This window comes from Mediterraneibacter gnavus ATCC 29149, assembly GCF_008121495.1.
Lineage (GTDB): Bacteria > Bacillota > Clostridia > Lachnospirales > Lachnospiraceae > Mediterraneibacter > Mediterraneibacter gnavus.
This window is the reverse complement of the sequence record NZ_CP043051.1, coordinates 2,234,037-2,253,638: the sequence shown is the minus strand read 5'-3', so window position 1 is coordinate 2,253,638 and position 19,602 is coordinate 2,234,037. Positions and strand designations below refer to the sequence as shown.

24 protein-coding genes are annotated in these 19,602 nt (G+C 42.8%); 5 read left to right on the top strand and 19 right to left on the bottom strand.

Features of this window, described 5'->3' with window-relative positions:
• Positions 1-34: 34 nt before the first annotated feature.
• Together pcrA and FXV78_RS11135 are read right to left on the bottom strand one after the other, a co-directional pair.
• Entirely contained in the window at positions 35-2,269 is a 2,235-nt protein-coding gene (gene pcrA, locus FXV78_RS11140) for a DNA helicase PcrA (protein ID WP_004844712.1), read from the bottom strand.
• Between the two features lie 128 nt (positions 2,270-2,397).
• Positions 2,398-2,745: a DUF6176 family protein gene (locus FXV78_RS11135; protein ID WP_004844713.1), complete on the bottom strand. Its 348-nt coding sequence runs from the start codon at positions 2,743-2,745 to the stop codon at positions 2,398-2,400.
• A 116-nt stretch (positions 2,746-2,861) separates the two neighbouring features.
• Here FXV78_RS11135 and FXV78_RS11130 point away from each other — a divergent pair, with 116 nt between their 5' ends.
• Entirely contained in the window at positions 2,862-3,479 is a 618-nt protein-coding gene (locus FXV78_RS11130; RefSeq protein WP_004844714.1) for a DUF1836 domain-containing protein, read from the top strand.
• A gap of 46 nt (positions 3,480-3,525) precedes the next feature.
• Here the strand turns inward: FXV78_RS11130 and FXV78_RS11125 are convergent, their stop codons facing one another.
• Together FXV78_RS11125 and FXV78_RS11120 are read right to left on the bottom strand one after the other, a co-directional pair.
• Positions 3,526-3,813: a YerC/YecD family TrpR-related protein gene (locus FXV78_RS11125; protein ID WP_004844715.1), complete on the bottom strand. Its 288-nt coding sequence runs from the start codon at positions 3,811-3,813 to the stop codon at positions 3,526-3,528.
• A gap of 122 nt (positions 3,814-3,935) precedes the next feature.
• Entirely contained in the window at positions 3,936-4,661 is a 726-nt protein-coding gene (locus FXV78_RS11120; RefSeq protein ID WP_004844716.1) for a phosphatase, read from the bottom strand.
• A 446-nt stretch (positions 4,662-5,107) separates the two neighbouring features.
• Here FXV78_RS11120 and FXV78_RS11115 point away from each other — a divergent pair, with 446 nt between their 5' ends.
• Together FXV78_RS11115 and FXV78_RS11110 are read left to right on the top strand one after the other, a co-directional pair.
• Positions 5,108-6,250: a hypothetical protein gene (locus FXV78_RS11115; protein ID WP_004844718.1), complete on the top strand. Its 1,143-nt coding sequence runs from the start codon at positions 5,108-5,110 to the stop codon at positions 6,248-6,250.
• A 111-nt stretch (positions 6,251-6,361) separates the two neighbouring features.
• Complete coding sequence (locus tag FXV78_RS11110) at positions 6,362-6,628, top strand: ABC transporter substrate-binding protein (protein ID WP_004844719.1); 267 nt, start codon at positions 6,362-6,364, stop codon at positions 6,626-6,628.
• Between the two features lie 10 nt (positions 6,629-6,638).
• Here the strand turns inward: FXV78_RS11110 and FXV78_RS11105 are convergent, their stop codons facing one another.
• Positions 6,639-6,818 carry a hypothetical protein gene (locus FXV78_RS11105; RefSeq protein WP_105084815.1) on the bottom strand — a complete coding sequence of 60 codons (180 nt, stop codon included), beginning with the start codon at positions 6,816-6,818 and terminating at the stop codon, positions 6,639-6,641.
• A gap of 126 nt (positions 6,819-6,944) precedes the next feature.
• Here FXV78_RS11105 and FXV78_RS11100 point away from each other — a divergent pair, with 126 nt between their 5' ends.
• Positions 6,945-7,370 carry a hypothetical protein gene (locus FXV78_RS11100; protein WP_004844721.1) on the top strand — a complete coding sequence of 142 codons (426 nt, stop codon included), beginning with the start codon at positions 6,945-6,947 and terminating at the stop codon, positions 7,368-7,370.
• Positions 7,371-7,448: 78 nt separating this feature from the next.
• Positions 7,449-7,892 (top strand): helix-turn-helix domain-containing protein, encoded by a 444-nt coding sequence (locus tag FXV78_RS11095; protein WP_101884753.1) that lies wholly within the window; start codon positions 7,449-7,451, stop codon positions 7,890-7,892.
• A gap of 320 nt (positions 7,893-8,212) precedes the next feature.
• Here the strand turns inward: FXV78_RS11095 and FXV78_RS11090 are convergent, their stop codons facing one another.
• The 14 genes from FXV78_RS11090 to FXV78_RS11025 all read right to left on the bottom strand — a co-directional run bounded on the left by FXV78_RS11090 (position 8,213) and on the right by FXV78_RS11025 (position 19,587).
• Positions 8,213-8,950 (bottom strand): peptidoglycan recognition protein family protein, encoded by a 738-nt coding sequence (locus FXV78_RS11090; RefSeq protein WP_004844723.1) that lies wholly within the window; start codon positions 8,948-8,950, stop codon positions 8,213-8,215.
• Between the two features lie 152 nt (positions 8,951-9,102).
• Positions 9,103-9,351: a phage holin gene (locus FXV78_RS11085; protein ID WP_105084814.1), complete on the bottom strand. Its 249-nt coding sequence runs from the start codon at positions 9,349-9,351 to the stop codon at positions 9,103-9,105.
• Positions 9,352-9,364: 13 nt separating this feature from the next.
• Entirely contained in the window at positions 9,365-9,646 is a 282-nt protein-coding gene (locus FXV78_RS11080; RefSeq protein ID WP_233447372.1) for a hypothetical protein, read from the bottom strand.
• A gap of 72 nt (positions 9,647-9,718) precedes the next feature.
• A complete protein-coding gene (locus FXV78_RS11075; protein WP_004843166.1) occupies positions 9,719-12,220 on the bottom strand; it encodes a phage tail protein in 2,502 nt (833 codons plus the stop codon).
• Entirely contained in the window at positions 12,220-13,689 is a 1,470-nt protein-coding gene (locus FXV78_RS11070; RefSeq protein ID WP_004843165.1) for a distal tail protein Dit, read from the bottom strand. The genes FXV78_RS11075 and FXV78_RS11070 overlap by 1 nt, the downstream gene beginning before the upstream one ends.
• On the bottom strand, positions 13,686-15,542 hold the full coding sequence (locus tag FXV78_RS11065) for a tape measure protein (RefSeq protein ID WP_004843164.1): 1,857 nt from the start codon (positions 15,540-15,542) through the stop codon (positions 13,686-13,688). Before FXV78_RS11065 ends, FXV78_RS11070 begins: the two co-directional genes overlap by 4 nt.
• Before the next feature lie 206 nt (positions 15,543-15,748).
• A complete protein-coding gene (locus FXV78_RS11060) occupies positions 15,749-16,249 on the bottom strand; it encodes a Gp15 family bacteriophage protein (protein WP_233447371.1) in 501 nt (166 codons plus the stop codon).
• Between the two features lie 50 nt (positions 16,250-16,299).
• Positions 16,300-16,662, bottom strand: a complete 363-nt coding sequence (locus FXV78_RS11055) for a DUF6673 family protein (RefSeq protein WP_039959738.1) — start codon at positions 16,660-16,662, stop codon at positions 16,300-16,302.
• A 20-nt stretch (positions 16,663-16,682) separates the two neighbouring features.
• A complete protein-coding gene (locus tag FXV78_RS11050; RefSeq protein WP_004843160.1) occupies positions 16,683-17,210 on the bottom strand; it encodes a hypothetical protein in 528 nt (175 codons plus the stop codon).
• Positions 17,211-17,212: 2 nt separating this feature from the next.
• A complete protein-coding gene (locus FXV78_RS11045; RefSeq protein WP_004843159.1) occupies positions 17,213-17,632 on the bottom strand; it encodes a hypothetical protein in 420 nt (139 codons plus the stop codon).
• Positions 17,616-18,005, bottom strand: coding sequence for a hypothetical protein (locus tag FXV78_RS11040; RefSeq protein WP_004843158.1), 390 nt, complete (start codon positions 18,003-18,005; stop codon positions 17,616-17,618). The genes FXV78_RS11045 and FXV78_RS11040 overlap by 17 nt, the downstream gene beginning before the upstream one ends.
• Positions 18,005-18,340, bottom strand: a complete 336-nt coding sequence (locus FXV78_RS11035; protein WP_004843157.1) for a DUF6751 family protein — start codon at positions 18,338-18,340, stop codon at positions 18,005-18,007. The genes FXV78_RS11040 and FXV78_RS11035 overlap by 1 nt, the downstream gene beginning before the upstream one ends.
• Positions 18,337-18,717: a head-tail connector protein gene (locus tag FXV78_RS11030; RefSeq protein ID WP_004843156.1), complete on the bottom strand. Its 381-nt coding sequence runs from the start codon at positions 18,715-18,717 to the stop codon at positions 18,337-18,339. Before FXV78_RS11030 ends, FXV78_RS11035 begins: the two co-directional genes overlap by 4 nt.
• 12 nt (positions 18,718-18,729) lie before the next feature.
• The gene (locus tag FXV78_RS11025; RefSeq protein ID WP_004843155.1) at positions 18,730-19,587 is read right to left on the bottom strand and encodes a hypothetical protein; all 858 of its coding nucleotides are present in this window, start codon (positions 19,585-19,587) and stop codon (positions 18,730-18,732) included.
• Between the last annotated feature and the right edge of the window lie 15 nt (positions 19,588-19,602).

The window sequence follows — 19,602 nt, the reverse complement described above, 5'->3', positions numbered from 1 at the left end:
ATTACTACTGATTTATGCCAAATTCACATAATTTCTATAATTTTACCAAACGGGCAAATCCGGCAAACATTTTTTTCACTCCGGCGGTGTCAAACTCTACGGTTACCTCAAAATCTCTGCCGCCTTCCGTAATCTGTGTCACGGTTCCTTCTCCAAATTTCATGTGCCGGACACGGTCACCCACACCATAATCCAGCCCCTTTTCTTTGCTGACTGCAAACTGTTTTGGCGCAGCCGCAGAAAATGCCTTTGCCTTAAAGGTCTGTTTTGCCTGCGTATACGCAGTCTGTTTCGGAATCTCCTGTCTTTCTTCAAACATTTTCGAAGAACGGTTGCCATTGTCAAGCAGTTCCAATGGAATTTCTTTCATAAACCGGGACACTTTATTGTACTGTGTCTCTCCCCGCACCATCCGCCGCATAGCACTGGTCATGGTCAACTTCTGCTCTGCTCTTGTGATTCCCACATAGCAGAGGCGCCGCTCTTCTTCCATATCCTCCCTGTCATCTGATGTAACTGTCATATAACTTGGAAACAGTCCGTCTTCCATTCCTGCCAGATACACATGTGGAAATTCCAGACCTTTTGCACTGTGCAGTGTCATTAAAACTACATAATCCTGTTCCTCATCCAGACTGTCAATGTCTGCCACCAATGCGACTTCTTCCAAAAATCCGCTAAGTGTCGGTTTTTCATCCTGATCCAGACAGGATTCTTCATAAACCGCAACCTTGCTTCGAAGCTCGTCGATATTTTCAATTCTTGTCTCTGACTCTTCTTTTCCTTCTGCTTCCAGACTCTCTATGTATCCCGTCTTATCGATTACTTCCTGCAAAAGATCCGACAGACTTAAGGTTTCTGCCACTCCCTTAAAGTACTCGATCAATGCCACAAATCCTTCCAGCTTTGCAGCACCTCTTGCCACCCCCGGTATCAGATCCAGCCCTAAAAGAGCATCATAGAATCCGATTCCTCTGGACGCCGCTGACTCCTGAATTCGATTGATCGTAGTCAGGCCAATGCCTCGCTTCGGTACATTGATGATCCTTCTGACTGCCAGATCATCTTTTCCATTGTCGATGGTCTTCAGATATGCAAGCACATCCTTGATTTCTCTTCTCGCATAGAAATTCACACCGCCGACAATCTTATATGGAATATTCTGTGCCACAAACCGTTCCTCAAACAGACGGGACTGCGCGTTAGTCCGGTATAAAATCGCATGATCATTGTAAGATGCCCCGTTTCTGACTTCCCTTTCAATGTCATCTGCAATATATTCTGCTTCATCATATCCGGTATCAAACTGGCAGAACTTAATCTTCTCTCCTTCTCCATTATCTGTCCAAAGCTGCTTGTCCTTTCTACCCACATTGTTGCTGATCACTGCATTTGCAGCATCCAGGATATTGCCTGTAGAACGATAATTCTGCTCCAGTTTGATGACTGTCGCATCGGGAAATTCCTGTTCAAAATTCAAAATATTTTTAATATTGGCTCCCCGGAATTTATAAATGGACTGATCATCATCACCGACCACACAGAGATCTCTGTATTTGCCCGCCAGCAGACTCACCAGCTGGAACTGCACGGTATTTGTATCCTGATACTCATCCACCATAATATAACGAAACCGCTCCTGATAATTCTCCAGCACATCCGGCTGAGTCTCAAACAGTTGCACCGTCTTCACGAGCAGGTCGTCAAAATCCAGTGCATTATTGGCATGCATCTGCTTTTCATACTCCTGATATACCTTGGCGATCTTCTCTTTTCCAAAGTCCCCCTGCGCATTCAGCGCATACTCCTGTGCGGAAATCATCTCATTTTTTGCTGAGGAAATCGCCGCTAAAAGATTTCTCTCCTTATATACTTTCGTATCGATCTCCACCAGCTTACAGACATCTTTCATCAATGTCTTCTGATCATCCGTATCGTAGATTGTAAAATTCGTATCATACCCCAGGCGGTCAATATGTCTTCTCAAAATCCGTACACAAGTCGAGTGAAACGTGCTCACCCAGATACTCTCTGATCCAAATCCCACCAGATTATCCACACGCTCCCGCATCTCCCCGGCCGCCTTGTTCGTAAACGTGATCGCCAGGATATTCCATGGATTCACCCCCTTTTCTTCTATTAAATATGCAATCCTGTGCGTCAGCACTCTCGTCTTTCCCGATCCCGCTCCCGCAAGGATCAGAAGCGGACCATCCGTGCAGTAGACCGCCTCCCTCTGCTGTTCGTTCAGTGTATCATAAATGCTCATAATTGATCTCCTTTAATTGTCATGATTCTATTATCGAACATAGTTTCGTTCAAGTCAACTATATTATGGAAACAGATAAAAAATCTCCGCCATTTCCTTACAAAACAGCGGGATTTTAATGACTGTATTCACTTCATAACATCTCTGATCTTATTTGGGATCATCACTACTTCTGCCGGAATATCATTATCTTTATAATCATCATCGATACATTCATCCCAATATTCCAGATGCCTGATATCGATATAGCTTTCTGAATCGTACACCTCTGTACCGCCTTCTCCCTGTACAGAGTACCAATACAGAAATTCTGTTCCGTTGACCACTTCCCGGTGAATCGATTCTACAAACATTTTTTCATTCTCTAATGTAAGAAGTGTATCTTCCATATGGTCATTCAGAAAGGCCATCCATTCATCTACTTTCCCGGATTTTCCTTCTTTTACCTTAAATCGACTGAGTTCTGCTTTCAACATCTGAAATCCTCCCGTTTTTCTTTTAGTTTACTCTCGTTATGATCATATATCAATAATAAATACTGCTTGACTATCTAGTTTTCATTACTATATAATAAGTACATCGAGGTGATTATATGACAATTGATACAAATGATATTTTAAACAGCATACTGGAAAGTCTGTCCCGGATCGACTACATTCATCCCGAGGATATTCCGAATATCGACTTATATATGGATCAGGTGACCACATTTATGGATACTCAGCTTTCTTCAACCAAGCGCTACGCAGATGACAAGATTCTGACCAAGACCATGATCAACAATTACGCGAAGAACAATCTGCTTCCGCCGCCTGTTAAGAAGAAATATTCCAAGGATCATCTGCTCCTTCTGATTTTTATTTACTATTTTAAAAGTATTCTTTCCATCAAGGATATCGAGACACTGTTAAAGCCGATGACAGATGCCGGCTTTGGTCAGGATTCTGACAAGGATACTTCCAGCCTTGCAGATATGTACCAGCAGATCTGCACCATGTGCAAAGGCCAGCTTGAACCGCTCAAAGAAAATATTTCTTCTGCCTGGGAGACTGCCGGAGAGACATTTTCCGAGATTCCTGATACCAGCAAAGATACTTTTCAGATTCTGGCATTTATCTGCAGCCTGAGTTTTGACGTATACGTAAAAAAAATGATGATTGAAAAACTAATCGATACGTTTTCCAGCGAAGATTCTTCCCATAAGAAATAAAAATACCCGGCTATACTGGCCGGGCATTTTTATTTCTTCACATCTTTTATTTTTCCATCCGCTCAAACACCATATCGTATCCGTCATTTCCATAATTCAATGACCGGTTCACACGACTGATCGTTGCTGTGGATGCGCCTGTCTTCTCTGCAATCTCCAGATATGTCTTCTGCTCTCTTAACATCTTTGCCACTTCAAATCTCTGGGAAAGTGAGAGCAATTCATTGATGGTACAAATATCTTCAAAGAATGTATAACACTCCTCTTTGTCCTTCAGACTCAAGATTGCATCAAACAGGTAATCTACTGCTTCTGTTCTGATTTTTTTACTCATCTCTTACCTCTCCTTTGTCAGTCAGGTCACTACTTTTACATTTTATCACACTAAATTTTTAAAGTCCACTTTTTTATAGAGATTTTAGAGATTCAGACAATTTTCAATTTTTTAAAGAAATATTACGATTCTTTATAATTATTCAAAAATTCCTTTAATTTATTAAAATCTGTTGTCACCACCAGCTCTTCCGGGAACTTGCAAAATTCCAAAACTTCCTTTATATAGCTGAAATTTCCAGCATCCACGTCAATGTGAGCATCACTTCCCGTTGTCACACAAACTTCATATTGTTTGCATAATTCTAACATTTGCAGCACATTTTCCCTGGTATTTTTTCTGAATCCATCCGGTCTTAAGGAACTGTTATTGATCTCCAAAAGCGTCTTTGTCTCCTTTGCAGTTTGAACCAGCACTTCATAATCTACCGGAAATCTGCCGTCATCCGGATGCCCGATAATATCAACATACGGCTTTTTCATGACTGCCGTATAAGCTTTCGTATTTTCTTCTCTGGTATGATCAAGTCCATAACATGGAGAATGAATCGATGCGATCACAATGTCCAGATTTCTGCAGAGAGATTCTGAAAGATCCAGATCTCCGTCCGGATTCATAATGTTAAGCTCCGTTCCAAGAAGCAGTTTCACACCATGCATTTCGCGCGGGATCACATTAAAATTCCGAAAATAAATCTCCTGACAAGATCCCGGCATTTGAGGTGCATGTTCTGTCAAAGATAATACTTCCAGTCCATTTTTTGATGCTGCATATGCCATTTCTTTCAAAGAACTGTATGCATGTCCGCTTGCAATTGTATGTGCGTGTGTATCTGCGATCAATCTCATAATTTATCCACTCCATTTCTTTTGATTTTTTATTCAGTATACCACATTTTGTTCTGAATACAATTTTTCATCATGGATACACTAAATCCGAGGTGATAATTTTGGATAAAGAAACACAAAAAGAAATGAAAAAAATCAAGAACTGATTGACCATTATGATTATTTAAAAAATGCCGCTTCCTCCACAGACTGCACCGGACTGATCCCGGCGCTGCCCGAATCCGAGGACGAGCTTGATGCCTACAATGATGTTTATCAATATCAGACTCCACTCGTCAAACCAAAATCATAGAGGGAGCACACCCGGTTACTGTTCAGTAACACACCCACTCTCCAATCACGATAATTTGACAAAAAACGTTGTTCTTCGTCAAACAAAATGCTATAATGTCTTTATCGTAGGTAAAACGAGTCACAACAAGTGATACAAAGGAGAGATATAAATAATGAAATGCCCAAAATGTGGAAAGGATGTCATTTTACAGAAAAAGCAAGTAGGGGTTGATGAAAATGGCAATCCGGTTTTAAACGAATACGCAATCTGCAAAGACTGCAAAAAACAATGGAATCTTGACAAACAACGTGCAAAAAAATCGGCTCCTAAACCGGCTGCTTCTGTAGCAAAACATACAGAAGCAGCTCCAAAGCAGGAGGCGCCAAAAGCACCTGTAGAAAAAACAGAAGAAACAAAAGCAACAGAACAAAAGAAAATCGCTGAGCACACAGACGAGCCAAAACAGCCTGTACAGAAAAAGAAGCGTCCAGCTTCCGAAAGACCTGTTTCTGAGCATTCCGAAAGACCGAAAAAGAAACGTCCGGTCTCTGATCATTCTGAAGAAGCGCCTCGGAAAAAACGTCCTGATTCCGAAGCTTCTGATGCTGTACCTAAGAAAAAACGCCCGGCTCCTGCAGATTCAAAAACAAGAGTGATTTCTGTTCCGGAAGAATTCAAACAGGAACCTTCCGAAGAAGGGCAGCGTTACGGTAATATTCCTTCTGAAAAAGTACGTGCAAAACGTGAACGTGCAGTGAAAAAAAGTTACGAGGATATGCTTGCATCTGATCCGGACAGAAAGTCTGTACACAAACGCAAGCCGGCGCCGAAGCCAGTAGAAGAACCGGAAGAAATCGAAGACGAGGAAGAATATGAGGATGATTACATCACTCCAAGATTCCGGGTACTCCGTGTGATTTTCGGACTTCTTTCTATCGTAGCGTTTGGTTTCTTTACATACAAAGGAGTGATCAGCGGACTGGACAGCATTACCTCCGGAAGTAATTCCAACATTGGTACTTTCTATGTCATCATGGCACTTTGCATGCTGATCTCCGGACTGCTTCTTCTCATTCTTCAGAAGAGCAATACGATTTTTGCATTCCTGCTCCCGATGCTCTTTTATATCGGATGCAGCGTGATCGGTTTCCTGAAACATGGTGATGACAAGATGCTCTTATACAGTGCGATCGCATGTGTTGTACTTGCAGTGATCTTCCTGATCCTGACGATCTTGTCCAGACGTGACACTGAGGAAGACGAAGACTTTGATGATTATGATGATCCATTCGAAGAGGATCACGATAACTACTAATTTTAAATTATAATTTTATGCCGGTCTGATTTCATTCAGACCGGTTTTTTTCACGCTTCTTTTTTTCCGGCATATACTTTTAGTAACATCTTTAAAAACTATGGAGTGCTTATGAAAAAAAGAATTCTCACATTTCTTCTTGCCGCATCCATGATCCTGCTTACGGGATGCCACTCTTCAAACAACAGTACCCCGACCGGCGGCAATCCGGATTCTTCCAAAGAGGAATTGACAAAACTCACCTTAAATGAAGTTGCACACTCAATTTTCTATGCCCCTATGTATGTTGCCATTGAAAAAGATTATTTCCGGCAAGAGGGCATTGAACTGGAACTCGTCACAGGATTTGGGGATGTATACTTAGTACAAAGCAAATGATACAATATTCTCAGGACGGCAACTCCATCCGTCCAACACTCATATACGCCGCCCGTAAAAAGGTGTGCATCATTTCGGTTGTCAGGATCATCCCTTCTGGCAGCCGGAATTTAAAAGTATTACCGGGTATCTCCAAAAACTCTTGATATAGTAAAAACGTATCGTAAGATTCGTAGATTTGATATTCCATATCTATCCCCTCCATTTATTCCATTATATCATAAAAATATTTTAAAAACTTTTCATTTTCCTATTGACTTTACGCCTTATAAGACGTATAATAAGGCCATAAGATAAAGCAAAGGAGATACGAAAAATGAAAAAATACAACTTATCAAAAATTATGAAAAGAGCATGGGAACTGGTAAAGAAAACATCCTTCGGAATCTCCGAAGCTTTAAAGAAAGCATGGAAAGAAGCGAAAATGGGAGGAACAAAAATGACAGGAACAGAGAAACAGATCAGTTTTGCAAACGATCTGATCAAAAAAATGAACGAGCAGTTTGATGCTCTGATCGCAGAGTGCAAGGCAAAATATCCGGAAAGCGTGAGCATGTGGGAATCTCGCAAGGAAGAATACAACAGAATCCTTTCCGAATCTGATGCCGGACTCGTAATTGATCTGCTGAAGTGGAACAATGAAACAGCTTACATGAAATACTACCAGAGACTTATGTTTGATCTTAAACACGAACGCAATACAATGTGTAAAAGAATTTTAAGTGAAGTTTACGGAAAATAATTACAAGAAAGACATTGTAGCAAGACGCAAGTGATGTATATGCTGACCTATCGGCTACGGGGAGAAATGGAGAAAATCATGGCAGAATTAAAAGAACTCAGAAAATTTATGAATATGACGCAAAAAGAATTGGCAGAAAAATCTGGAATCAACCTACGGCAGATACAAAAGTACGAGTATGGAGAGTACGATACAAGCAAAATGATGCTTAGAAATGCAATCGCACTGGCAGATGCACTGGAATGCGATGTTAGGGAATTGTCGGAGTTGAACTTGAATATTTTTACAAACGAAGCGAAGAAAGCCATAAAAGATGGAGAAATGGACTTACATGATCTTTTAAGGATGGACAAATACCAGAAAATCAAAAAGCTAAGCAAGATCGGAGAATTTGAAAGTACTTTTTACGAAAGCTATAAATGGATCCCGGAAACACTGTTTGATAAATTAACACCAGATGAGCTTGCGAAGCTTGTAGATAGCTTTTATGACTGTTATAGCTCTGGTAAAAATGCAAGATAAAAGGATAAGCTTAATGCTTATCCCTATCTTTTAGATTTAAATATACTGTTAATATTTCAATCCGCGTCCGCCGGAATTGCTGGCAGAACCGCACACCAAAGCATCCATTAGGTGCGACAACTTTAATATCTCGCATTAAAGTTACTACTAATATTTCAATCCGTGAAACTGTGATTTGCCCAGTTTCCGCAATACAGAGCATCATCTGTATTGGACATCTTTACAATACCACATTTTCCCGGATATGTAAATACATCCAGAAAATTTATCTAACAATTGTAAAGTTTCCCCTCAGAGAGCTAATCTCCGAGGGGATTTTATTAGATGGATGTAGATGGTTTTCTGTTCAGCACCGCAAGTAATCTTGCGTGCCACGGCGCGATTGGACTCCATTTGTAGCACGGCATATCTTTTCCGTTGTTGTCCTTGTAAATCTGCTGAACGATTTTCAGCTCGTCCGGATGCGCCAATGTGATTACTTTATATCCATCAAAATAAAATACTGCACCTTTTCCCTCAACTGTAAATAAACATCTCATCTCTTCATTTTCTCCTTCCTGTTCAACCACGTTTTGATTTCCATCCATCAATTCCTTGATTCGTTTGATAAAATAGGCTTTTGTCTGCGCTGCACCGCCGTGAATCTCTACTGATCTGTGCGGACAAGCGGTTGCAAACACCTCCTGATGTAGCATGATCGTGCTTTCGTTTGGTACGATTCCGTATTGCTTACACTTCTCAGCGGCCAACTGCAATGCTTTTTCCTCGTTTGCTTTAAATACATCCAGATCACCCATACTCTGGCATACCTCAATACTCAAAAAATTGAGATTTCCGTTTAAGTCACCACAATGCCAAGCGCAGTTAGAATCATCCTCTGCCTGCAAAATCCCATCACTGCACACGTAATAATGAGCAAATCCGTTTTCCAAGTTTGCATTTTGCAAATAATTCTGGTAATACTCTGCCGTTGCATTCTGGCTGTCTGCACCATTGTGGATAAAAATACCGACAGGATTCTTCCCTCTCCTGCCGGAAATTCCTCTACAGATACTCATTCTTTCTCTTCCTCCTGCTCTTCTGTCTCAAATACCTTTTCCAGTTCCTCTGCGGATACCCTTCCAAATTCGTTCTGTTCGCTCATGGTCTCACCTCCTCCGTGCGTGTCGCACAATAAAAGAGAGCCTGTTTCCAAGCTCTCTGAAATTACCTACTTATATGTAAGTGCCCTCTCTGAATCTCCTGCTCCCGGTGTTGTTGGGTCTACCACCACACCAAGGATTGCCAGAACTGCAAAGAGCGCATTAATTACAGTCAATAACTTGTCTCCAAGGTCTCCGAGATCGATCGCAAATCCAAACACTGCCGCAATAGCCTGTATCAACAGTAAGATTGCTGGGATCAGCGCTACCCAGAAAGCCTTGTTTTTAATTCTTACAATCCAATTGATTTTTTTCATGGTTCTACCTCCTTTAAAAAAGCATTGCTGCTACTGCACCGATAATAGCTCCGATGAGAGCGGTAATAACCCCATCCCATCTCTTAGCTGGTGTCTGCTCAAGATGCGTCACCTTTGCGGTGAGTTGTACCAACGTCTGGTTCATGAAGCCGACCTCTTTGGTTAGCCCTACCATTTCTTGTGCCAGTTGATGTACCACGCTCACAACGTCCTCTGCTTCTTTCATTCGATGCTTTAATGAGCCGATTTCTTTTCCGTGCTCTGCAAGTTTCACTTCTACTTCATTTTCTGTCATGTTTTCCCTCCGGTTTTTAAAGTATAAAAATAAGACCAACACGGTCTTGCTCTGATCTCCATATCCGCTCCTTTAGTCATCCGTAATCCATGTAAATGTCTTTATGCGCTCACAGTAGTCTGTCTTGCCAGTTACAATGGATATTCCTCCGTCTTTTGTAATGTAATACCTGCCAGTCCCGATAACTGACGTACCAACCAATTCGCTGTACGTCTCTACTATGTCTACGACTGGTCGATATCCTACAGGGATCTTTAATTCGTCGAACGGTCCGTGCGATCCTGTGTTTGGAAATTGTATAAGTGCCGTGATTTTACATGTAACCACGCACCCTCTCCTTTTTAGCTCCGCCTGTATATAGTTGGATGGGTTTGTGCTGGCGAATGGTCCTTTTATCTTTCCGGAGTCATAATTTGTTGCTTTAGATATGTTCATTTCGTATGATCCGGAGTTTTTAACAAATATACCGTCCCGTTTAAAATTAACAAGGTTTGAAATGGTGGCTCCGTCAAAATACTGCGCAATCTGCGTTGGGAATATAGACAAGCTTGTGTGTCTGCCGCTGTCCATCCCATTCGCTACAAATACGCCCTTGCTTATCGCAGAGCTGTTTATCCCGTTTTCATCTTCGGAGTAGATCTCTCCGGTATTTACCTGGATAAAAAAGTGTCCGTCCAGACTCTTTATAAGTCCAGCGGTTACAGTTCCGAGGTTTGCGGCAATCGCACTTAGCGTCTCTACATTCAGATTTTCTACAGAAATGTAATAGATCGCCCATTTACTTCCATCCCATCTTTTAATCGGCTCTCCACTTGCTGTCTGCCAGAGCTGTCCAACTTTTGGATTTTCCGGGGGTGTGGGAGATATGATAATTCCACTATCCCCTGTCTCTCCGTTGTCTCCACGTACACCGATAATCACAGGTGTGGTCTTGGTTTCCGTGCTATTGGTGTACCGGATAAGGTCGTAGCTCCATAGGTTTTTCTTGGTTTCGGTCATGTCTTGCTTCGTGTCCGTCCATCCCGGAGAGGATACCGTGATTCCCGTGCTTTTTTCGGATGCCAGATAATACTTGGTCACACTCTCGATTCCTACACCGTCCTTTCCGTCATCCCCGTTTTTTCCAGGATCTCCCGGTGCTCCATCGTCCACCTTGGTGATTGTTACCTCATAATATCCACGCCGGATTCCATTTTCAGTTGCCACGAAAGAGTACACCGCCTTGGTATCCACATCCTCTGCATTTACTGTCACGCTCCTACCTACATAAAACTCTATCCCATCTTTACTCCACCGGATTTCCAGATTTCCAGACACATCCACACCGTTGTTGTAAGCGTAGGCAGTCAGTGTAGTGCTGCCGATGCCGTTTTTAAAGATAATGCCGTTGTTTGTAGAGATGGAACAGGTGTAGACTTTATTTTTTGAAATCAAGTCCTGCATCCTTTTGATGAGATCGTCGGATATTTCGGATGTAAGCTCTTTGTAGTTTGTAAATACCGTCTTTGCAGTTTTTGGATTGGTAAGACTCCTGATCTGTTCTGATACTCTTGCCTGTAGATAAAGGACTGGTGTCCACTCCTGATCCTGCATCCTTACCGTATCCCCGATGTTGGTGTCAAAATATCCGTCCACCTCGTAGGTTACTACTGGCTCGGATGCGGTCTTGAGGTCAGATAATGCCATGCTGTACAGCTTGTCCTTGCTGTCTGTATCGTACTCTTTACGCATCAGGATATAAGCATCAGCCTTATTTACGATGTTGGATGGGAACCGGTCCCTTGCCTGTGGTGCGCGGATGATCGCACCGTCTGTAAAGTACTCGATATTGCCGTTTTCATCGTATTCTTTCTTGTCAAGACCATTGATTGTCAGACCGTCCTTTCCGGTCGGCTGGATGCAGGTGTAAAGCTTCTCGGCATCTGTGGTTTTTCGAATTCCGGTAATTCCTTTCCCGTACCGCAGTACAATGTCATTCCGGTATTCTCCGACTCCGCTGTCTGTATCGGAGTGTTTCCGATATACATTTAGGACAATCTCTTTTAAAGAGTAGTCTCTGTTCAGTACTGTCTCAAATTCGATCTCCGCAGAAAAAACATTGGCCAGAGAAAATAATCTCTTTAACACGGTCGTTGTGCCAGTCCATTCGTTGGTAATCCGTTTGTCCGACACCTCATTGAGTCCCAATTTAAGCGTTCTCTCAGCGTCAAACACGGCAAGGTACTCTTCAAAGCTCATTGCCCTTCCGGCTTTGTATTCGCCAGCATCCTCGTTAATAAGCTCAAACGACAGTGACCATGCCGTAGCGGAAATCGTCTGCTCCGTCTGATCGGTATTTACAATATTTAAGTAGTAAGATTTACCCATGTAAGTAAATGCCACCTTGTTTCCGACTGTAACATGTTCTGCGTCTGGATGCTTTGCATTTACCGTAAAAGTATAGGTATTCGCCGCTCCCTGCAAATACTCATGCAGATCATCATCCCAGTAGTGCATAGACTTTTTGTGTGCATTATCCATAAATGCTATAGGCGTGTTATTTGCACTTAAAATTGCAATTCTAATACTGTCCATTACAAGTAAACCTCCCGTATTTTTGCTTTAATCTGTGGCGGCGGAGCAGAGAAAGAAGAGTAGCAGAACTGTACTTCCGTTGTTCCGGGCGGAACTTTTGGATAATTAGATCCATCAATCTCATCTCTTTTTGCCGGCATCCCGTTAACATAGACCTTTGTACTCTCTCCATTTATGGACACCACATCTCCAGCACGATACCGGTTCGGCACATCTCTGTATTTTTCCACGTTATCCTTGCGGAACCAGATACTTTTTAAATAATTGTGCGTGACGTACTGGTTCGTGAGGTTTCTGTCTCCCCACTGCCCGATCCAGATCTGGATTTTTTCGCATTCCATATCCTTAATCTCTGGTATGTTTCGCTCCATATAACTTCCATACCAGAAAATCCGCAGCTTTTCTCCCTCTTTTAAAAAGTCGTTGTGGCATCCCATTTTTAGGTTAAACGGATTGCCCTCGTAGGCTGTCGGCTGGAACTCTTCCCGTCTGAGCAAGGTGTTCCCTGGGGCAAACCACTCGATACGCGCCGTATTACCTGTGGCATCACTCTTGTTAATAGACATGGAGCAGATCACTTCATTTTTCCTTGTAAGAAACGCAATAGTCTGTGCTCCCGTCTGTCCCATCAATCCAGTCTCGAACCAGTGCTGGGTGTAACAGTAAAAGTTCTTCGCTCCACGTCTGCCCTCGCTGTCCACCGGGATAGTAAGGGTTTTCATTCCACCGTTCCAGTATCCGGATGTTGCCTGTCCACCTTTTAATGCCATGACGTTATATCCGGCAACATTCTTGACTTCGAGTGTTCCCTGTGTGGTATTTTCTGGATTCTGATAAGAGGTGCCGCGATCGTCCTGAAACAAGCTATAACCGTTAAACAGTTCTTCAGATGCTTCGTAATTCTCTCCGTCTGTCTCTTCTTGCTTGCCGAGCTGGATCACTCCATACTGACTAACCAGTCCGATAAAGCCGTTTTCGTGCTGGTGCGTGATCTCATAGTCCACATCCGCCCATTCGGTGCCGTTGTTTTTAATGGTTATGGTCTGGTAGCCGTCTTCCTGTACTCCGTCAAAGGTAAATTCTGCGGTTGAGTACGCTACCCCATCCGGAATGAGCCATGTGATCGTGCCTTTCCCAAACATTGCAACCTGTGTTATATCAAAATTACCGTCAGGGACAGCATAAAAATAGCGATCCGGATAATTCCCAAACACAAGCCTTTTCGGCTCTGTGACGTTCAGGATTTTCTGAATCGCGTCATAGCTTGCCAAGATATCGCCTTTAATTTCAAAGGGCATTTCAAGCGTCTTTGATTTATATGTTATGTAGCCAAAATCCTCTCCTTTTGCACTTTCTGCTCCGTCAAGGAGTTCCGACTCTCTATTTACTCCGCTAAACGGAGAGAACCCGGACAATACACTTAAGTATCGCCCGAGTTCCTGATCGTCAAATTTTACTGATAGGCTCAATTTCTATCCCCTCCTAACATCTTCCGAAAACTAGAATTCTTTTCTATTTGTTTTTCCATTGGTGTTGCGAGTACTCTGGATGTCTCTACGGAATCGATTTTATTGATAATTTCAAGCGGCCGGTTTGCGAGTCTGGATAATCGATCTACCGCGTAGAGTAGCTCACCATTATCTGTCGTTCTGACTGCCGATCTGGAAGCAACATATCCACTTGCTGTCGGGCTTGCAGACGTTGTAACACCAAGAGCAGCTCCCTGTATCCGGGACACCATCTTGTTTGCCTGTTTTTCCATGTCTTTGTACGGGATATTATCCTCAAATCCAACCCCGATACCGAGAGCCATGTTTTTCCCGACCTGATCCCTAAATACACGGGATGGGGAATGGATCCCAAGTTTGCTTTTAACCCAATTCAAGGCATCTGTAGCAGCGCCCACAGCGGCATCTACTAGCTGTCCAGCCGCAGAAGCGACACCGGATGCAATGCCCTTTATGATGTTAACTCCAACGCTGAGCCAATCTACACTCAAAAAAGCATCTTTTATCGCAGAGATGATCTGTGGTATTTTCCCAACCAGGTTCGGTATTGCTCGAATCAAACCAGAAGCTAACTCTCCGATAATTTTAATTCCTGTGGATAAAATCTGTGGAAGATTACTTGCAATGCTTGCTATAAAACGTGCTATCGCCTGAGCTGCAGCTGATATGATAGCCGGTAGATTGTTTATAATTCCATCCACAAGACGTAAAATCATCTGGACACCGGATTGCAATACTGACGGAAGTGATGACAAGAGTCCATTTACAAAATTTGTAATTACCGCCGCTCCCTGCGTAATCAACTGTGGGAGGTTTTGCAGGATGCCAAGAGTAAGTTGTGTTACAATCTCAAAGCCTTTGGTGAGCAGTGTCGGAATCCCAGTTGCAATTCCAAGCAGAAACTGGTTCAGCAGTTCCATTCCAGTAGAAATAAGCAGCGGAGCATTTTCCATTATTCCGGCAAACAATCCATTTACAATGTTTCCGGCAGCCTGAATCATACCGGAAACGCCATTTTCCTCAAATCCTTGCGTAAGCTGCTCAATCGCGCTGATCGCCGCAGGTAATAACGATTCCGTGAGTCCATCAGATATAGGTTTAACAACTTCGCCTAAGAGCTGTTGTGCGTTGTCCTTTAATGTGGAGATCAGACCGCTAAAAGTCTGGCTTTGCTTCTCCATGCTTTGGAAATACTTACCGCCCTCAGATGTTGCTCTCTGCATGGATGCGGTAATCTCATCCACGGAGATTGTCCCTTTGCTTATTCTGTCATACAAGGACGCCATTGATTCCCCTGTGCTCTCGGAAATCTCCTGCAGTGGGTTAAAACCAGCTTCGATCATCTGTTTAACATCTTCCAGATACACTTTTCCAGCGGAGGACATCTGTCCGTAAGCAGTAGCAATTCTGGACATCTTATCGGCTGAGCCTTGCGAGATATCGCCAAGCATCATCATTTTGTCCATGGCTTCGTCTGCACTAAAACCATAATTCATCAACAGCTGTGTAGTATCTGCTAAATCCGGAAGTTCAAACGGCGTTTCCGCTCCTACTTTCTTCAATTTGTCGATTACTTCCGCTGCTTTTTCTGCGGATCCGGTCATAACCTCGAATGAAGTCTGATAAGACTCTATGGATGCATTGTATTTTACTCCAGCTACAACACCAGCTCCAAGCGCAGCCGTCACAGCACCAACCGCAGCAACTGCCACTCCTGCACCTTTCTTGGCTATTCCACCAAGTTTGGAAATTCCGGAATTAAATCCAGATTCATTTATTTCCGTGTCAAATTTTAATGAGCCATCATAACCCATACTATCCCTCCTATTCTTGGATAGCACAGGCTCATAGGCTCACTTAAGTGCTTTATTTCTTAATTTCTATTTCTTTCTTACAAGTCCGACATTTTACGTAGATACCGTGGCTTTTGGCTGTATTGTCTGCAATAGCAAGTTTGCAGCCGCACACAGGGCATCTAATCCAATCTCGGACTAATATTGGTTCTTTTTTCATGATCCACCTACATAAAAGCGTCACCGATTTCAAAATCAGTCAATTCTTCCTGTTTTAACTCGATCAGTTTTTTAATTTTCTGGATTCTCTTTTTCTCTTCCGGATCTTTAACTTCGCTCAGATCAATTCCTCTGTACATAATTCTTTTCTTGATCTCATTGTCCTCTGATAATCCATCAAAAAGCATTCGAAATTTCCACCAGTGCAGATATTTAATATCAATCAGGTCGATTCCGTAATCGCGCAAAAATGCTGATAATATATAGGGATAATCGATGGAAAAAGAAAAAAGATTCTTTTGCCTCACTGTTCCGGTTTGACTGACTTCTCCGTCTGAAAAATCAGCACTCATAAAGTCGCATAATGCGTCAATTGCAGGCTGCGATATTTCGATATCGTCAAGGAAATACTCACTCAAAATCAACAGCTTATCCACAGACTTGACATCTTTATCTTTTAACATGTCCAAAAGAGAAATATACTCTCGAAAATCGGTTCTGATTCTCACAGGCTTTCCATTTACAATTACCGATGTCGGGAGTGATTCATAGAAGAGGTTCATCGGTTCTTATTCGCCCCTCTCCTAGCTTTCCTGTTTGGTGTATATTTGTTTACCATACTGTTATATCTGGACTGCTCGCTGTTCCGTAAATCAAACAGTGAATTGGCGGCCTTAACTCTCATGTCCATGCTGTTTTTCCCTAGAAACATTTTTTCGCTTGTTCCGTCTCCGAATAATCGGTCATAGAAATCATTAAAAACCTTGCATTGCGCCCTCGTAATCTCGGACACTTTTCCAACTTTCGGTACTTTCTTGGATTTCGCAACCATTTTCTCGTAGCAGTCCTCAAATTTTTCCATAAAATCTGCATCTGTAAAATCGATGTCTGTTTCAAAATTATTAAATTTCCACCGGCTCATTGGCTCACTCTCCTTTTCTTTCATTCAGTTGCTGCGTAATCACCTTTTGCGTAAGTAACCGTCTTGCTTGTAAAATCGGTTTCTGTAACGTATCCTTCCTCGATGTCGGATACAGATTTAAGAGATCCGCTATACACAAGCGCATCCGTTCCATCTCCGTCGGAATCCGGGATAACCGCATAGGTTCTTTTTGTAGCGTAACACTTATCGCCCTTGTCACTTTTCTTGAAGAAATCGACAACTACAACCTCTACATGTGCGTCATCTCCAAGTTTTTCACCATCGTGGATTGTTGCGATTTTTTCGTGTACCGGGTTGTTTGTGTACCGGTCAAACGAATATTCAATTGCCGGCGCGTACCCCACAACGTCTGCACGCTCCGCGATCTCATCCACGTACTGTCTGGAATACTCTTTCGGGTTTTTCCCGTTTGTCATGGTTGTAAAATTCGTCATGCGTTCGAATTTTGGTGAGCTTCCAGTAGCGTCCGTGTTCATGTATGCCACCCGTTTGTGGCGTCCAACTAATTCAGACTTTTTCTCTGACATATTTATACCTCCTGTGCATAAATTAAGCGGCACTCTATGCGATACTTGGCATTTTCGCCGTTCATATCGTACAGGTAGCCACTGTTTAAAGTTTCGATTGATATTGGATTCTTCTTTTCTCCGAGTTCCGGTAGATTGCCATTAAAACTCTGCTGTTCCAACCACTCTTCAAAGCTCTGGAAAAATCCGCTATTTTCAATGTTAATTCGTGCGTCTTGGTCATACTCTTCTTGGCTTGTAAATGCGAATTGGAACTGTTTCTTTGTTCCACCATCCATGTATCTCTGGATAATCGGATCGCATGGAAGAGGATCGATGGAATACCCCATATCTGTTCCAATATAGTCCACGTTTACACGTCCGTCACTTAAAAACGGGCATGTGAGGATGTATGATCTGACGCTGTCAATGAGATTTGACATACTTAGCCGCTCCTTTCAGAATAGAGTCCTTGTGCCGGTTCTTCATGCGCTCAAACCATCGTGATTTTTCCTTATGCTCGTAATACTGTCTACGGGCATAAGGCGCAATCTGATTGATTTCTCCACTTCCAATCACTGTTCCAAGTGTGGGTGATTTAATCAAAACACCGGATCTCTTTGGCGTCTCTGGCGCCATCCGTCTAATACACTCGGAATCTACAAAAGACTGTGCATTTGCGAAACCGGATTCCATACTTGGCTTAAAGCTTGGATTCCATTCGATTTTTGCTGATACTTTTCCACCGCCGGATGCTTGGGTATATATAGATCCTCTCGGAGTCTGGATTTTGAATTTCTTTTTTCCTTTTGCCATTACACTCCCACCACCTTAATATGCGGATTGCCGCCAAAAGTATTGTAGTTTACAGACGTGACTCTGGTCTTATCCAGTCCATCCAAGTCCTTGATGGTCTGCATATCAACCTTGCAATCACCTTTTACAAGGTAATCGTCTTTCTTGATTTCCGCGCTCGTATCCGGGATTCTGACCGTGTAGGTGTCTGCTTGCTTTAATCCATCAGTCGTGATCTGCGACTTTTCGTTTTTATACCACCATACCTCTGGGATGTAGGTTCGTTCCCACTCATCCAGTCTGGTTTCTGAGTTATATTTCCTACTGTAAAGCGTGGCATCTGTGTTGGTTATCATAATTCCACCCCCATATACAAGAGTCTGGTCGGCTCAAGATAAAGCAACAATGTGTCAAATATATTCCTTTTAAGCAGATCGTCCGCTGTCTCTCCGTTTCCTCCGCTTTCATAGCTGACGGAGTATCCGTCCGTGTTTTCGGATGTGACCGCGCGTCCAGAATGCTTGCTTCTGACCTTTTCATCATTTGCAATCAAATCACAGACGGAGCAGGCGGCAAGCTTTACTTCTTCCATCTCCATGTTGTCATCAGCGCGCCCGAAGGTAATCCTCCGGACATAAGCTGATGCTTTCATAATGGATTTCTCAAACTCTTCTTTCGCCAGATTCCCCTTGTATGTAGAGGTATAATATTCATAATCTGCGTACAGATTCATTCGATCAACCCCCTACTCCGCAGCAGTGTGCACATAGATGGCCACTTTTTTGTTGTCTTTCGCTTCTGCGATACCTACGGTACGATATCCGAACTTCCAAGCATCTGCATCCTGGTTTGCATCCGGTGTGATAATCTTAGATACAGTGTGCTTCTGATTCTGGATTACTGCATTCTTGTCAACAATCAAGAAATCAATCTTCTTACCGCCTGTTGTTGTAAAGCCGCCGGCTCCAGATGCTGTCAACGTGACTTTGTCGAAAAATCTTCCCTCAGGAACTTCAATCACTCCAGCCCAGCCTTCCAGAACTTTCTTGGATGCCGTTGTATCAAGGTCCTCAATATCCCCTTTGAGTGCGGCAGAGATATACAGATAACAGGTTTCCGGCTTTGCCTCCGCATTTTTAATAGCAGTCTTGCCTTTTCTAATTGCTGCAATTCCGGCTTTCGCATCTGCAATCGCTGCTTCCACTTTATTAGCAGATAGTGCGTATCCTGCATAAGATGCAAGTCTCCAAGCGTCAAGCTCCGGAACAACCTGTGTTCTCAAAAATTCTCCAGAAAGACGTCCGAAGGCAACACCTGCAGACTCGATATTGTCCATAGCGTCCACAGTGAACATACGGCCTCGATCATAAGTACATTTCTTAGTCTCGTACTCAAGTGTCACGTCACCTGCAACATATCCTGTCTGCTTATTGTAATTTGCAAGACCGGACATCGTCATTTTCGGAATCAAAATTTCATTTGCGTTTGCACCCTCTCTCACAAGCTCATTCGGACCATCCAAAACCGCTGTCAAAGATGCCAGCTTGTAAACTTCGTCCAACATCGTAGAGTATGCTTTTCTTAATGCAATTGTGTTCACCATATCTTATTACCTCAT

What these genes read in the sequence shown, in the direction of transcription:
- pcrA (WP_004844712.1), bottom strand. Translation starts at nt 2,269, where the DNA reads ATGAGCATTTATGATACACTGAACGAACAGCAGAGGGAGGCGGTCTAC.
- FXV78_RS11135 (WP_004844713.1), bottom strand. Translation starts at nt 2,745, where the DNA reads ATGTTGAAAGCAGAACTCAGTCGATTTAAGGTAAAAGAAGGAAAATCC.
- FXV78_RS11130 (WP_004844714.1), top strand. Translation starts at nt 2,862, where the DNA reads ATGACAATTGATACAAATGATATTTTAAACAGCATACTGGAAAGTCTG.
- FXV78_RS11125 (WP_004844715.1), bottom strand. Translation starts at nt 3,813, where the DNA reads ATGAGTAAAAAAATCAGAACAGAAGCAGTAGATTACCTGTTTGATGCA.
- FXV78_RS11120 (WP_004844716.1), bottom strand. Translation starts at nt 4,661, where the DNA reads ATGAGATTGATCGCAGATACACACGCACATACAATTGCAAGCGGACAT.
- FXV78_RS11115 (WP_004844718.1), top strand. Translation starts at nt 5,108, where the DNA reads ATGAAATGCCCAAAATGTGGAAAGGATGTCATTTTACAGAAAAAGCAA.
- FXV78_RS11110 (WP_004844719.1), top strand. Translation starts at nt 6,362, where the DNA reads ATGAAAAAAAGAATTCTCACATTTCTTCTTGCCGCATCCATGATCCTG.
- FXV78_RS11105 (WP_105084815.1), bottom strand. Translation starts at nt 6,818, where the DNA reads ATGGAATATCAAATCTACGAATCTTACGATACGTTTTTACTATATCAA.
- FXV78_RS11100 (WP_004844721.1), top strand. Translation starts at nt 6,945, where the DNA reads ATGAAAAAATACAACTTATCAAAAATTATGAAAAGAGCATGGGAACTG.
- FXV78_RS11095 (WP_101884753.1), top strand. Translation starts at nt 7,449, where the DNA reads ATGGCAGAATTAAAAGAACTCAGAAAATTTATGAATATGACGCAAAAA.
- FXV78_RS11090 (WP_004844723.1), bottom strand. Translation starts at nt 8,950, where the DNA reads ATGAGTATCTGTAGAGGAATTTCCGGCAGGAGAGGGAAGAATCCTGTC.
- FXV78_RS11085 (WP_105084814.1), bottom strand. Translation starts at nt 9,351, where the DNA reads ATGAAAAAAATCAATTGGATTGTAAGAATTAAAAACAAGGCTTTCTGG.
- FXV78_RS11080 (WP_233447372.1), bottom strand. Translation starts at nt 9,646, where the DNA reads ATGACAGAAAATGAAGTAGAAGTGAAACTTGCAGAGCACGGAAAAGAA.
- FXV78_RS11075 (WP_004843166.1), bottom strand. Translation starts at nt 12,220, where the DNA reads ATGGACAGTATTAGAATTGCAATTTTAAGTGCAAATAACACGCCTATA.
- FXV78_RS11065 (WP_004843164.1), bottom strand. Translation starts at nt 15,542, where the DNA reads ATGGGTTATGATGGCTCATTAAAATTTGACACGGAAATAAATGAATCT.
- FXV78_RS11055 (WP_039959738.1), bottom strand. Translation starts at nt 16,662, where the DNA reads ATGAGCCGGTGGAAATTTAATAATTTTGAAACAGACATCGATTTTACA.
- FXV78_RS11050 (WP_004843160.1), bottom strand. Translation starts at nt 17,210, where the DNA reads ATGTCAGAGAAAAAGTCTGAATTAGTTGGACGCCACAAACGGGTGGCA.
- FXV78_RS11045 (WP_004843159.1), bottom strand. Translation starts at nt 17,632, where the DNA reads ATGTCAAATCTCATTGACAGCGTCAGATCATACATCCTCACATGCCCG.
- FXV78_RS11040 (WP_004843158.1), bottom strand. Translation starts at nt 18,005, where the DNA reads ATGGCAAAAGGAAAAAAGAAATTCAAAATCCAGACTCCGAGAGGATCT.
- FXV78_RS11035 (WP_004843157.1), bottom strand. Translation starts at nt 18,340, where the DNA reads ATGATAACCAACACAGATGCCACGCTTTACAGTAGGAAATATAACTCA.
- FXV78_RS11030 (WP_004843156.1), bottom strand. Translation starts at nt 18,717, where the DNA reads ATGAATCTGTACGCAGATTATGAATATTATACCTCTACATACAAGGGG.
- FXV78_RS11025 (WP_004843155.1), bottom strand. Translation starts at nt 19,587, where the DNA reads ATGGTGAACACAATTGCATTAAGAAAAGCATACTCTACGATGTTGGAC.